The sequence below is a fragment of the Microbacterium murale genome (genome assembly GCF_014635185.1).
GTDB classification, from domain to species: Bacteria; Actinomycetota; Actinomycetes; order Actinomycetales; family Microbacteriaceae; genus Microbacterium; species Microbacterium murale.
Window position 1 is genome coordinate 34,437 of the sequence record NZ_BMCM01000007.1, and the last position, 13,276, is coordinate 47,712.

The window sequence follows — 13,276 nt, forward strand, 5'->3', positions numbered from 1 at the left end:
GGATCACTTCACAAGGCGAGACTTGCAATTGGTCAACCGGTTTGCCAAAATGTTCGAAGCATCGCCCGTGATCATCGTCGATTCAGGAGTCACTGTGGACAACCCTCAGACCGAGAGCCCGGTCGCGAAATCTGCGATCCGCAAGGTCGCCATCCGCCTCGTGCCGTTCGTCGCCCTGATGTTCTTCATCAACTACCTCGATCGCACCGCCATCGGCTTCGCCTCCCCCAATGGCATGAACGACGACCTCGCCCTGAGCGCCGCACAGTTCGGTTTCGCGTCCGGCGTCTTCTTCATCGGCTACATCCTTCTCGAGGTACCGTCGAACCTCGCCCTGCACAGGTTCGGTGCCCGCCGCTGGCTGGCCCGGATCATGGTCAGCTGGGGCATCGTCGCGCTGCTGTTCACCTGGGTCCAGAACTTCGAACAGCTCGTCGTCCTGCGCTTCCTGCTCGGGGTCGCCGAAGCAGGCTTCTTCCCTGGGGCCATCCTGTTCCTCAGCCTCTGGGTCCCCGCTCGCTACCGCGGCCGCATCCTGATGCTCTTCTACCTGGCGCAGCCCCTGACCACGGTCATCGGCGCGCCGCTCGCCGGGGCTCTCATCCAGCAGCACGGCGTCTTCTTCGGCCTCGAAGGCTGGCGCTTCATGTTCATGGGCGTGGCGATCCCGGCGATCGTCGTCGGCGTCATCGCCTGGTTCTATCTGAAGGACAAGCCTGCCGATGCGAAGTGGCTCACTCCCGAAGAGCAGACCTGGCTCACGGGCGCACTGGAAGCGGAACGCAAGACGACCGAGTCCTCCGAGAAGCACGTCTCCGCACGATTCGCCTTCTCGAGCGGACGCGTCTGGATGCTGTCGTTCATCTACTTCGGCTTCATCTACGGTCTCTACGCGCTGGCGTTCTTCCTCCCCACGATCATCGAGGGGTTCCAGACGGAGGCCGGCGGAGCATACGACGTGTTCCAGAAGGGGCTCATCACCGCGATCCCGTATCTTCCCGCAGCCATCGTGATGTACTTCTGGTCACGCGATGCCGGCAAGCGCGGGCTCAAGACATGGCACATCGCCGTCCCCGCGCTCGCGGGTGCGGTCTCCATCCCGCTGGCGCTGTTCATGGGATCACCGGTGGCGACGATGATCGTCATCACAGTCACGGCGTGCGCGATCTTCGCGGCGCTGCCGAACTTCTGGACCCTGCCGACGCAGTTCCTCACCGGTGTCGCCGCAGCAGCGGGCGTCGCCCTGATCAACACGATCGGCAACCTCGCCGGCTTCAGCGCGCCGTACATCACCGGAGCTGTGCACGACTGGACCGGTGGTTACGAGGTGCCGATGTTCATCGTCGGCGGCTTCATGCTGCTGTCGGCGGTGCTGATGGTCGTCCTCGCACGGCAGAATCGCAAGACGCCGGATGCCGTAACCGTCGAGCGCGCCGAGTCGGTGGCAGGCGAAGGATGATCGGTCTCGGCACCTACGCCTACTTCTGGCAGCACTCCGACCGCGTACCGGAGCCGCTGAGCCTGATCGACGCCTTCGAGGACACCCGCGCCCAGGGCGTCGACCTCTTCCAGATCTGCGACTACGCACCGTTGGAGCAGATGAGTGACTCCGAACTGCGCGATGCGGCGGGAGCAGCTCGCGACCTCGGTCTCACGATCGAACTCGGCACCAAAGGCATCGTTCCCGAGCACCTGACCCGCTTCCTCGAGCTGGCCAAGATCTTCGATGCGCACCTGGTGCGCAGCATGCTCTATGGCCCTGACTCACGCCCCTCACTCGCCGAGGCCGAGACCTGGTTGCGGCACACACTTCCCACTTACGAGGCCGCCGGCGTCACCCTCGCGCTCGAGACCTACGAGCAGCTCGCCACCACCGACCTGCTCGCCGTGATCGAGCGCGTGGGCAGTGAACACCTCGGCGTCTGCCTGGACCCCGCCAACGTGGTCGCTCGCCTCGAGTCCCCGCGCATTTGCGTCGAGCAGACGGCCGCGCTCACCAAGAACGTGCACGTGAAGGACTTCGCCTTCGCCCGCCAGCCGGGCTGGGTCGGGTTCACCTACAGCGGTGCCTCGATGGGGTCGGGCCTGCACGATTACGCCCATCTTCTGGAGACCGTGCAGCCGCGCGAGCGCGGCATAAACGAGATCGTCGAGCACTGGCTGCCCTGGCAGGACGACGCCGAGACCACCATCCGAACCGAGCGGGAATGGACCCGCGCCACCCTGGAACACCTGAGGAGCACACAATGAGCAGCAGCTACAAGATCGCCGTCATCGGCGCCGGTGGAAAGATGGGCATGCGAGTGTCCGACAACCTGATGAAGACGGGGCACACCGTCTGGTACATCGAGAACTCCCCCGCCGGCCAGCAGCGCACGATCGAGGCGGGCCGCGAGCTTACCGACGCCTCCGCCGCGGTCGCCGATGCAGACATCGTCGTGCTCGCCGTTCCCGACCTCGCCCTCGGACAGGTCACAGCAGACCTCGTCCCCCAGCTGCGCTCCGGCGCGATCGTGCTGACTCTCGACCCCGCTGCCGCCTACGCCGGACTCCTCACCACCCGCGAGGATGTCATCCAGGCCGTGGCGCACCCGTGCCATCCGTCGATCTTCCTGCAGCGCGAGACACCGGAGCAGTGGGCGGACACCTTCGGCGGCATCGCCGCCCCGCAGGATGCCATCGCGGCGATCGAAAGCGAAGACGACGCCAAGAAGGCCATCGTCGAGGCCACTGTCCGCGCGATCTACGCGCCCGTCATCGACGTGCACTGGGTCACGATCAAGCAGCTCGCCCAGCTCGAGCCGACGCTTGTCGAGACGGTCGCGTGCATGATCGGCTCTCTTCTGAACGAGGCTCTGCAGGAGACCGTGAACACGATGGGCGTCCCGGAGGCGGCTGCGCGCAGCATCCTGTACGGTCACACGCAGGTGGCACTGGCCAACGGGCTGCGCGGCGACAACCCGTTCAGCGACGCGTGCCTGATCGCGATGGACTACGGCAGGGAGAGCATCATCAAGGACGACTGGAAGAAGATCTTCCGCGACGACGAGCTCGACAAGAACCTCGCCCGCATGCTGCACCTCGACGAGATCGAGCGCTGAGATGACCCGGCTGACTGGCAAGACGGCGCTCGTCACGGGCGCCGGATCCGGCATCGGACGCGCGGTCGCGGAGCGGTTCGCTCGCGAGGGCGCCCGAGTGATCATCGCTGACAGAGATGCGGATGCCGCGGCATCCGTCGCCGCCGACATCGGCGATGCTGCTCGTGCGGCCGTCGTCGACATTGCCGACGAGGCATCCGTCGAGGCTGCCTTCGCTGACCTCGTCGCCGCCGGCTGGAGTCCAGACGTGGTGGTGGCGAACGCCGGTGTACAGCTGTTCGGGCAGGATGCCAAGGCCGCTGATCTCGATCTCGACGTGTGGCGCCGCACGATCGACGTGAACCTGACCGGCACCTTCCTCACGGTCAAGCACTCCGTGCGGGCGATGCTCGCCTCGGGCGGCGGGTCGATCATCCTCACTGGGAGCCCGACCGGCCTGAACGGCGAAGGCCAGGACTTCACCGCCTACTCCGCTTCGAAGGCCGGCATCCATGGCCTGACGCGCACCGTCGCCGCGGCGTACGCCAGTGACGGCATCCGGGTGAACACCGTCGTGCCGGCTTACACCGAGACCGGACTCGTCTCCACGATCTCCGACGACCCTGAGTCGCGCGCGGCGATCATCGGCCGCATCCCGCTCGGCCGCGCCGGCAGTCCCGCCGATGTCGAAGGGATCATGGTGTTCCTCGCGAGCAGCGACGGCGAGTTCGCCACCGGTGCGCTGTTCGCGGTCGACGGGGGTATGACGACGCTGTGAGCACGGTCGACGCGTGACGACAACATCCTGGTGGCGAAGCGAGGCTGCCACGTGGCAGGCCGACGGATGGTCATTGGAGCTGCGCGGTGATGAGCTGGCGGACATCCGCCGCGGTGGCGATGTGATCCTGCGCGCGGTGCGTGCAGTCGTCCGAGATCGCAGCTGGAACACCGTGCCAGCCATTGTCACCGCGATGGACTCGGATGCGACGTCACTCCGACTCGCTCTGCGCCACGAAGGTCTCGGCGCCGAAGTGCTGTCGACGCTCACGGTACACGCGAGCGGAGACGATCTCCTGGTCGGGTGGGATGCCGAGAACCTCCGCGAATTCTCGACGTGCCGCATTGGTCTCGTGGTGCTGCATCCGGCGTCAGATTCCGGCCGCGGTGTCACCGTCGTGCACTCTGACGAAGCCTCGGAACAGACATCCTTTCCCACACGCATCAGCCCGCACCAGCCGATAGTCGACATCCGCGCATTGGAGCTTCACCCCAGAGCAGGTGCGGATGGCGTGACCACGCTGCGTTTCGATGGCGATGTCTTCGAGATGGAGGATCAGCGCAACTGGTCGGACGCCTCGTTCAAGACATACAGCCGTCCGCTGAGTCTCCCCTACCCATACTCTGTGGCAGCCGGTGAACGCGTGCGCCAGGCGATCACCGTGAACGCAGTTCTGTCGCGGTCCACCGATGGCCCCGTGCCGGACGAGATCGTCCTCGTCGAAGGCGGCGTGTTCCCTGCCACCGGCGTCGAAGCCTCGACCGCGCCGGATCCGGTGCCGCCGTGCGCGGACGGAAGCTTCCGCGTCGTCGAACTGGACCTGACCACACCCACGTGGTCCGCGGCGCTGCACAGAGCGGCCGCGGATGGGTTGCCGCTGGACGTCCGCCTCGTCGCTGCTGAAGACCCGCAGCCCCTCGCGGACGCGGCGAGCGCATTCGCGCGCCTACCGATCATCGCGGTCACACCGTTCGACAGCGTGCTGCACGTGAGTGATGGACCGATCGTGGCCCGCACCCGCACAGCGCTCGACGAAGCCTGCATCCGCACCGAACTCAGAGCAGGTGCGCGATCGCACTTCACCGAGCTCAATCGCGAGAAGGCGCGCATCCCGAACGAGGTCGACGGCATCGCATTCACGACGACGCCCCTGTTCCACTCGCTCGACACCGAACAGCTCGTCGAAGCTCTGCCGATGCAGCGCCTCATCGCCACCCAGGCAGTCGGGATGGCCGATCACCGACCCGTGCACATCGGGCCCGTCACGTTGCGCCCCCGGTTCAACAATGTGGCCACCTCTCCCGGGACCGCTCCGACCCGGACCGACCTCAGTGGGGGATACGGAGCGCAGTTCACCGGCGCGGACGATGATCGGCAGAGTTCGCCGGAACTCGCGGCGTGGACCATAGCGAGTGCAGCAGCACTCGCCATTCCCGGTGTCGCCAGCATCTCGTGGTTCGAGACCTGGGGACCGCGCGGACTGAGCGATCTCGGCCGCGAACCTCATCCCGCAGCCGAGGCGATCGCAGTGCTCACATCGTTGGCTGGACGAACACTCTTGTCGGGTTCGAGTCCTGATGGACTTCTCTGGGCGATCGGGGCAAGGGCGGCTGATGAGGACATCGTGCTCGTGTCGAATCTCGACCGGGAGTCGAGAGCGTACAGGGTCGCAGTACCCGGCCGACCGGCACTGTCGGGCTCGCTTCCCGCCGGCTCATGGATGCGCCTCACGACCTCCGGCAGATCCGACTAACGCCAATCCGCGGCAGGCTCGAATGTGTTGCATCGTCGACCGCCGACCATTCACCCAGACGTCGACTGCCTCACCACCAGCTCGGGCCGGAACCGCACGTTGCGCTCGTAGTCTCCGTCGGGCTCGCTGATCGACCGCAGCAGCAGTTCGACAGCGGTGTGACCGATCAGCTGCGCCGGCTGGCGGATCGAGCTGAGCGGCACCACCGTAGCCGAGGCGAAGTCGATGTCGTCGTACCCGATCAGGGCGATGTCTTCGGGCACCCTGAGAGTGTTGAACATCGAGAACGCCTGCAGCAGCCCCACGGCGAGAAGATCGTTCGCGGCGAAGATCGCGTCAGGCCGGACCGCACGCTCGACGAGAGCCTCCCCTGCCGCTCTCCCGTTCAACACGGTGAGCGCAGGCATCTCGATCACCTCGAGCGAGGCATCCGGCGCCTCATCGACCGCGCGCCGCGCGCCGCGCAGACGATTGGCGACCTGCGCGATCGACGCCGGGCCGCCGATGAACGCGATGCGTCGACGACCGATTTCCAGCAGATGCCGCACCGCGAGGTAGCCTCCCTCGACGTCGTCGACCGACACCGAGCAGAACCTGCTGCCGGGGATCTCGTGGTCGACCAGGACCACCGGTGTGCCGGCATCCTGCATTCTGGCCAGCTTGTCGGCGGTTCCGGATGCCGGCGTGATCAGCACCCCGTTGACGCGCTGCTCTCGGAACAGATCGAGATAGCCGGCTTCCCGCGAGGCATCGTCGTCGCTGTTGCCGAGCAGCACCGAGAGGCCGTCTTCCTGCGCGCGCGTCTCCGCGCCGCGGGCGACATCGGCGAAGAACGGGTTGCCGGCGTCGAGCACGACGAGCCCGATGCTGCGGCTGCGGCCGGCGCGCAGCTGACGTGCCGCGTCGTTGCGCACGAAGCCGAGCTCCTCGATCGCGGCGAGCACGCGCGCGACCGTCTCGGCTGCGACCTTGTCCGGCCGGTTGAGAACGTTCGAGACCGTTCCGACAGAGACGGATGCCGCGACCGCGACATCTCGCACACTCACTGCCACTACTGCTCCTCATCCTTCACGCTGGTCGCGAGTGTACGGCATCACCGGCCGCGTTCCGGGCCGACGCGGAACGACGAACGCGTCCAGCACGACGCGGATCCTGATCGATGTTGCGGGCAGCCGTCGACCGACCTATCATTGAAACGATTCACGACCCCAATACTCACCGAGGAGCATGCCACCGATGACAGCCGCAACCCGCGTCTGCTTCCAGCTGCAGGTACGCCCAGAGCTGCTGGACGAGTACCTTCGCCGCCACTCGCCTGTCCGGCCGGAGATGCTCGCCGAGATCGCCGCAGCCGGTCGCCGCAACTACTCGCTGTTCCTCGGCGAGGGCGGCACCCTGATCGGCTACTACGAAACCGACGACGACGCGTCCGCTCGGGCGTACCTCGCCGAGTCGGCCGTCGCCACCCGCTGGGAAGCGGAGATGGCACGATTCTTCGTCGATCTCGACGGCCGACCCGACCAGGCCGCATCCCCACTCACCGAAGTCTTCAATCTCGCGGAGCAGCTCTCCGCCTCAGCATCCGACACCTCCGCAGAAAGCGAACAGTCATGAGCATTCTCAACCCCGCCATTCTCACCGAGCTCGAGAAGCAGTCGATCGAACTGCCCTCGTGGGCGTTCGGCAACTCCGGCACCCGCTTCAAGGTGTTCGGCACCCCCGGCACGCCCCGCGACCCGTGGGAGAAGATCGCTGATGCCGCGCAGGTCAACAAGTACACCGCCCTCGCTCCGAGCGTCGCGCTGCACATCCCATGGGACCTCGTCGACTCCTATGATGACCTGCGCAAGCACGCGGAAGACCTCGGCGTCTCACTCGGCACTGTGAACTCCAACACGTTCCAGGACGACGATTACAAGTTCGGCGCTCTCACGCACGAGGACGCGGCGGTCCGCAACAAGGCGATCGATCATCACCTCGCCTGCATCGACGTGATGGATGCGACCGGATCGCGCGACCTGAAGATCTGGCTCGCCGAGGGCTCGAACTACCCGGGCCAGGCCGACCTGCGCGGCCGCCAGGACCGCCTCAACGAATCCCTGCAGAAGATCTACGCGCGCCTGGGCGACGACCAGCGCCTCGTGCTGGAGTACAAGTTCTTCGAGCCGGCGTTCTACCACACCGACGTTCCGGACTGGGGGACTTCGTACGCGCAGGTCGCTTCGCTCGGCGACAAGGCCATGGTGTGCCTCGACACGGGCCACCATGCGCCGGGCACGAACATCGAGTTCATCGTCATGCAGCTGCTGCGTCTCGGCAAGCTGGGCTCCTTCGACTTCAACTCGCGCTTCTACGCCGACGACGACCTCATCGTGGGTGCGGCAGACCCGTTCCAGCTGTTCCGCATCCTGTTCGAGGTCATCCGTGGCGGCGGCCTCAACAACCCCGACGTGGCGTTCATGCTCGACCAGTGCCACAACGTCGAGGACAAGATCCTGGGCCAGATCCGCTCGGTGCTGAACGTGCAGGAGATGACGGCGCGTGCGCTGCTCGTCGACAAGGATGCTCTGACCGCCGCCCAGAAGTCGGGCGACGTTCTCGCGGCCAATGCCGTGTTCATGGACGCGTTCTACACCGACGTGCGCCCGGCCCTTGCCGAATGGCGCGAGACGCGCGGCCTCGCCGGCGACCCGATGACTGCGTACGCGGCATCCGGTTACCAGCAGAAGATCGCGGCCGACCGCGTCGGCGGCGTCCAGTCCGGTTGGGGCGCGTAAGCGCCGCCCTCAAACTTCGACACAAGGACTATGACATGACGAACCCCACTGCCGCCGCCCTCATCGCGCGGTCGAACCGCCTCGGCGCAGACCCGAAGAACACGAACTACGCCGGCGGCAACACGTCGGCCAAGGGCACCGAGACCGACCCGGTCACTGGTCAGCCCGTCGAGCTGCTGTGGGTCAAGGGCTCCGGTGGAGACCTCGGAACGCTAAAGGAGCAGGGCCTCGCGGTGCTGCGCCTCGACCGCTTCCGTGCGCTCGTCGACGTCTACCCCGGCGTCGACCGCGAAGATGAGATGGTCGCCGCGTTCGACTACTGCCTGCACGGCAAGGGCGGCGCTGCACCTTCGATCGACACCGCCATGCACGGCCTGGTGGATGCTGCACACGTCGACCACCTGCATCCCGACTCCGGCATCGCGATCGCGACAGCCGCCGACGGCGAGGCGCTGACCACGAAGATCTTCGGCGAGAAGGTCGTCTGGGTGCCGTGGCGCCGTCCCGGTTTCCAGCTCGGACTCGACATCGCAGAGATCAAGAAGCAGAACCCGGCCGCGATCGGCTGCATCCTCGGCGGGCACGGCATCACCGCATGGGGCGAAACGTCCGAGGAGGCAGAGGCCAACTCGCTGTGGATCATCGACACCGCCGCCGCCTACATCGAGGCGAACGGCAAGGCCGACCCGTTCGGCAGCGTACGGGCCGGATACAAGGCACTGCCTGAGGCCGAGCGTCGTGAGCGCGCCGCTGCCATCGCCGGCACGGTCCGCGGCATCGCATCGACGGACAAGCCGATGGTCGGTCACTTCACCGACTCCGACGTGGTGCTCGACTTCCTGGCATCCGAGCGCGCACCAGAGCTCGCGGCCCTCGGAACCAGCTGCCCCGACCACTTCCTGCGCACCAAGGTCAAGCCGCTCATCCTCGATCTGCCGACGACGGCGTCCGTCGAAGAGCAGATCGCGCGCCTTCACGAACTGCACACCGAGTACCGCGCCGACTACCAGGCCTACTACGACGCGCACGCGACGGACGAGAGCCCGGCGATCCGCGGCGCAGATCCACTCATCGTTCTGGTCCCCGGCATCGGCATGTTCTCGTACGGCGCGAACAAGCAGACCGCCCGCGTCGCCGGCGAGTTCTATGTGAACGCGATCAACGTGATGCGCGGCGCGGAGTCGCTCTCGACCTACTCCCCCATCTCGGATGCCGAGAAGTTCAACATCGAGTACTGGGCGCTGGAAGAGGCCAAGCTGCAGCGGATGCCGAAGCCGAAGTCGCACCAGGGTCGCATCGCATTCGTCACGGGCGCGGCATCCGGAATCGGCAAGGCCATCGCCGTCCGCCTCGCCGCCGAGGGCGCGTGCGTCGTCGTCGCCGACCTCGATCTCGAGAAGGCGCAGGCCGCGGCCGCCGAACTCGGAAACACGGATGTCGCGATCGGCGTCGCCGCCAACGTCGCGGATGCTGACGCCGTGCAGGGCGCGCTGAACGATGCCGTCCTCGCCTTCGGTGGTGTCGATCTCGTCGTCAACAACGCCGGACTGTCCCTCTCGAAGCCGTTGCTGGAGACCACCGAGAAGGACTGGGATCTGCAGCACGATGTCATGGCGAAGGGCTCGTTCCTCGTCTCGAAGGCCGCGGCGAAGGTGCTCATCGATCAGAAGCTCGGCGGCGACATCATCTACATCTCGTCGAAGAACTCCGTCTTCGCCGGCCCGAACAACATCGCCTACTCGGCGACCAAGGCCGATCAGGCCCACCAGGTGCGTCTGCTCGCCGTCGAACTCGGCGAATTCGGCATCCGCGTCAACGGCATCAACCCCGACGGCGTCGTGCGCGGGTCCGGCATCTTCGCCTCCGGCTGGGGCGCGAACCGCGCCGCGACGTACGGAGTCGAGGAGAAGGATCTCGGCCAGTTCTACGCGAACCGCACGATCCTCAAGCGCGAGGTCGTGCCCGAGAACGTCGCGGATGCCGTGTTCGTGCTCACGGGCCCGGAGCTCAGCCGCACGACGGGCCTGCACATCCCGGTCGACTCCGGCGTCGCCGCCGCCTTCCTCCGATGACAACTGACGGGTCGCCGAGCGAGCGTACCCCCGGGTCGTTGAGCGAGCGCAGCGAGACGAAACGGGTCGAGCGAGGAGCGCAGCGACGAGTCGAAACCGCCTCGCACGGCGAACCGACCCGCGCCGTAGCCGCAGTCGACCTCGGCGCCACGTCGGGACGCGTCATGATCGGGCGCGTCGGACCTGACACCCTAGACCTGGAGCTCGTCACCCGGTTCCCGAATGGCCCCGTCGAACTCGAAGACGGCCTGCACTGGGATTTCGACGCGCTCTATGGCCACATCATCGTCGGCCTAGCCGAAGCGGTCCGCCGCGAACCCGCGATCGAGAGCATCGGCATCGACTCCTGGGCCGTGGACTACGGGCTGCTGCGTGACGGCGAGCTGCTCGCGCAACCCTTTCACTACCGCGACGATCGCACCGAACGGGGCGTCGCGAAGGTGCACGAGATCACTCCGTTCGCCGAGCTGTACCAACGCAACGGCCTGCAGTTCCTGCCGTTCAACACCCTGTATCAGTACCGCGTCGATGAGCGACTCGCGGATGCGGACACCTCTCTACTGATCCCTGATCTCATCGCGTACCTGTTGACGGGTATCAGCGTCGCCGAGCGCACGAACGCGTCGACCACGGGACTCCTGGGCGTGCGGTCGGGCGAGTGGGATGCCGAACTGGCAGATCGCCTCGAAATCCCCTCGACGGCGCTCCCCGCCCTGGTCGACCCCGGATCGGTGATCGGGATGCTGCGCCCCGAGCTCGCGGCACGCATCGGGAAAGACCTCCCCGTCATCGCGGTCGGCTCGCATGACACGGCATCCGCCGTCGTCGCCGTTCCACTCTCGTCGCAGAACTCGGCGTACATCTCCTGCGGCACCTGGGGACTCGTCGGCGTCGAGCTCACCGAGCCGGTGCTGACGGATGCCGCGCGCGAAGCCAACTTCACCCACGAACTCGGAGTCGACGGGCGCTACCGCTTCCTGCACAACGTCACGGGGCTCTGGCTGCTCAGCGAGACCGTGCGCACGTGGGAAGCGGAGGACGACACGGCGATCGATCTGCCCGAACTGTTGGATGCCGCGTCCGCGGTGACCGGCGACATCGCGCTGTTCGACGCGAACGATGCGTCGTTGAGCGCCCCCGGTGACATGCCCGCACGCATCGCAGCGGTGTTGCGCGCCGACGGCTCGGTCGTTCCCGGAGCCCGTCCGGCCTTCGCCCGCACGATCGTCGAGTCGATCGCTGCGGCCTTTGCGACCGCGGTCCAGACGGCCGCTGACTTGTCAGGGCGTCGGCTCGACAGCATCCACCTCGTCGGCGGTGGATCGCTCAACCGGCTGCTCTGCCAAGCGACCGCCGACCGTTCCGGTCTTCCTGTGCTGGCGGGGCCCGTCGAGGCGACTGCACTCGGCAACGTACTCGTGCAGGCTCGCGCCCTCGGCGCCGCACCGGCGACGCTCGAGGAACTGCGGGCGCTGGTCGCCCGTACGCACGAGCCCGTGCGCTTCGACCCGCGCTGAGCGGGCGCCGCCGACACACTCGTCGGTCCAGATCACAGTTGTCGGTCGAGAAACCGCATTCTCGACTGACAACTGTTTTCTCCGCCGCCATGTGTGCACGAAGAGAGCACCCCGGGCCGAAACCCGGGGCGCCGTCCGTACGAACAGTTCAGCGGCGCCCGCACACGACGACGCCCCGACCGCGCGAGCAGCCGGGGCGTCGTGCATCGCGACTCAGAAGTCGAAGTCGCCGATGTTGTCCGCGTTGAACTCGAACGGGTCGCCGAGCAGGACGGTGCCGTCGGCGCCGACCGTGTACTCGCCGAGGTCTCCGGCTTCGAAGGTGTCACCCTCGGCGCCGGTGATGTCGCCCTGGATGAGTGCCGCCGCCGCGTAGGCCGACAGGTATCCGAGCTCCTCCGGGTTCCACAGCGCGAACGCGGTGACGGTGCCGTCCTCGACGTATTCGCGCATCTGGTTCGGGGTGCCGAGGCCGGTCAGCGCCACGGTGCCCTTGTAGTCCGACGTCGAGAGGTAACGCGCCGCGGCGGCGATGCCGACCGTCGTGGGCGAGATGATGCCCTTCAGGTTCGGGTGAGTCTGCAGCAGCGCCGCGGTCTTGTCGAACGAGGTCTGGTCGTCGTCGTCGCCGTAGACCGTCTCGACGAGCGTGATATCGGGGTAGTCGCTCGCGAGGTACTCCGTCATCAGGTCGATCCAGGCGTTCTGGTTCGTCGCGTTCGCCGAAGCGGACAGCACCGCGATCTCACCTGCGCCACCGATCTGCTCGGCGATCAGGTCGACCTGCACCTTCGCGATGCCCTCGGCATCGGCCTGGTTGATGAACAGGTCGCGGCAGTCGGGGTTGGTGTCGGAGTCGAACGTGACGACCTTGACGCCGGCGTCGCGCGCCTCGTTCAGCGCATCGCAGATGGCCTTCGGGTCGTTCGCCGAGACGACCAGCGCACCGACGCCCTGCTGCGTGGCCGTGTTGATGTAGCTCACCTGCGCATCGGGAGTCGCCTCAGCCGGACCCACCTCGGCGAACGTACCGCCGATCTCTTCGACCGCCGTCTTGCCGCCCTTGCTGGAGGTGTCGAAGTACGGGTTGCCGAGGTTCTTCGGCAGGAACGTGATGGTGAGATTGTCGGATCCGCCTTCGGATCCGCCGCCGTCACCCCCCGAGCCGGCGCCGGTGTCGGCGCAGCCGGTCAGGACCAGCGCCGCGGCCACGGCGACAGCCGCGAAAGCCGTGACGCGCTTGCGTGAAAACTTCATTGTTCTTCCTTTCGTGGGTGCTGCCACGGACGGATGCCGGTG

At 66.7% G+C, this 13,276-nt stretch carries 11 protein-coding genes; 9 read left to right on the plus strand and 2 right to left on the minus strand.

Features of this window, described 5'->3' with window-relative positions:
• Nucleotides 1-178: 178 nt before the first annotated feature.
• From IEV67_RS17485 to IEV67_RS17505, 5 genes are read left to right on the plus strand one after another with little or no spacing between them, the layout of a single operon-like run.
• On the plus strand, nt 179-1,459 hold the full coding sequence (locus IEV67_RS17485) for an MFS transporter (protein WP_229703332.1): 1,281 nt from the start codon (nt 179-181) through the stop codon (nt 1,457-1,459).
• A complete protein-coding gene (locus IEV67_RS17490; RefSeq protein WP_188438013.1) occupies nt 1,456-2,250 on the plus strand; it encodes a sugar phosphate isomerase/epimerase family protein in 795 nt (264 codons plus the stop codon). Before IEV67_RS17485 ends, IEV67_RS17490 begins: the two co-directional genes overlap by 4 nt.
• Entirely contained in the window at nt 2,247-3,101 is an 855-nt protein-coding gene (locus tag IEV67_RS17495) for a phosphogluconate dehydrogenase C-terminal domain-containing protein (RefSeq protein WP_188438014.1), read from the plus strand. Before IEV67_RS17490 ends, IEV67_RS17495 begins: the two co-directional genes overlap by 4 nt.
• Nucleotide 3,102: 1 nt before the next feature.
• On the plus strand, nt 3,103-3,858 hold the full coding sequence (locus tag IEV67_RS17500) for an SDR family NAD(P)-dependent oxidoreductase (RefSeq protein WP_188438015.1): 756 nt from the start codon (nt 3,103-3,105) through the stop codon (nt 3,856-3,858).
• A gap of 13 nt (nt 3,859-3,871) precedes the next feature.
• Nucleotides 3,872-5,611, plus strand: a complete 1,740-nt coding sequence (locus IEV67_RS17505; protein ID WP_188438016.1) for a D-apionate lactonase family protein — start codon at nt 3,872-3,874, stop codon at nt 5,609-5,611.
• A gap of 50 nt (nt 5,612-5,661) precedes the next feature.
• Here IEV67_RS17505 and IEV67_RS17510 read toward each other — a convergent pair whose 3' ends face one another.
• On the minus strand, nt 5,662-6,663 hold the full coding sequence (locus IEV67_RS17510) for a LacI family DNA-binding transcriptional regulator (protein ID WP_188438017.1): 1,002 nt from the start codon (nt 6,661-6,663) through the stop codon (nt 5,662-5,664).
• A gap of 175 nt (nt 6,664-6,838) precedes the next feature.
• Here IEV67_RS17510 and IEV67_RS17515 point away from each other — a divergent pair, with 175 nt between their 5' ends.
• The 4 genes from IEV67_RS17515 (at nt 6,839) to IEV67_RS17530 (ending at nt 11,977) form a co-directional block, all read left to right on the plus strand.
• Complete coding sequence (locus IEV67_RS17515) at nt 6,839-7,225, plus strand: L-rhamnose mutarotase (RefSeq protein ID WP_188438018.1); 387 nt, start codon at nt 6,839-6,841, stop codon at nt 7,223-7,225.
• Nucleotides 7,222-8,388, plus strand: coding sequence for an L-rhamnose isomerase (gene rhaI, locus IEV67_RS17520; protein ID WP_188438019.1), 1,167 nt, complete (start codon nt 7,222-7,224; stop codon nt 8,386-8,388). Before IEV67_RS17515 ends, rhaI begins: the two co-directional genes overlap by 4 nt.
• Before the next feature lie 35 nt (nt 8,389-8,423).
• Complete coding sequence (locus IEV67_RS17525; RefSeq protein ID WP_188438020.1) at nt 8,424-10,460, plus strand: bifunctional aldolase/short-chain dehydrogenase; 2,037 nt, start codon at nt 8,424-8,426, stop codon at nt 10,458-10,460.
• A 164-nt stretch (nt 10,461-10,624) separates the two neighbouring features.
• Nucleotides 10,625-11,977, plus strand: coding sequence for a rhamnulokinase (locus IEV67_RS17530; protein ID WP_229703334.1), 1,353 nt, complete (start codon nt 10,625-10,627; stop codon nt 11,975-11,977).
• Nucleotides 11,978-12,190: 213 nt separating this feature from the next.
• On the opposite strand, the gene rhaS is transcribed toward IEV67_RS17530, so the two are convergent.
• Nucleotides 12,191-13,234, minus strand: a complete 1,044-nt coding sequence (rhaS, locus tag IEV67_RS17535) for a rhamnose ABC transporter substrate-binding protein (protein WP_188438022.1) — start codon at nt 13,232-13,234, stop codon at nt 12,191-12,193.
• Nucleotides 13,235-13,276: the final 42 nt, after the last annotated feature.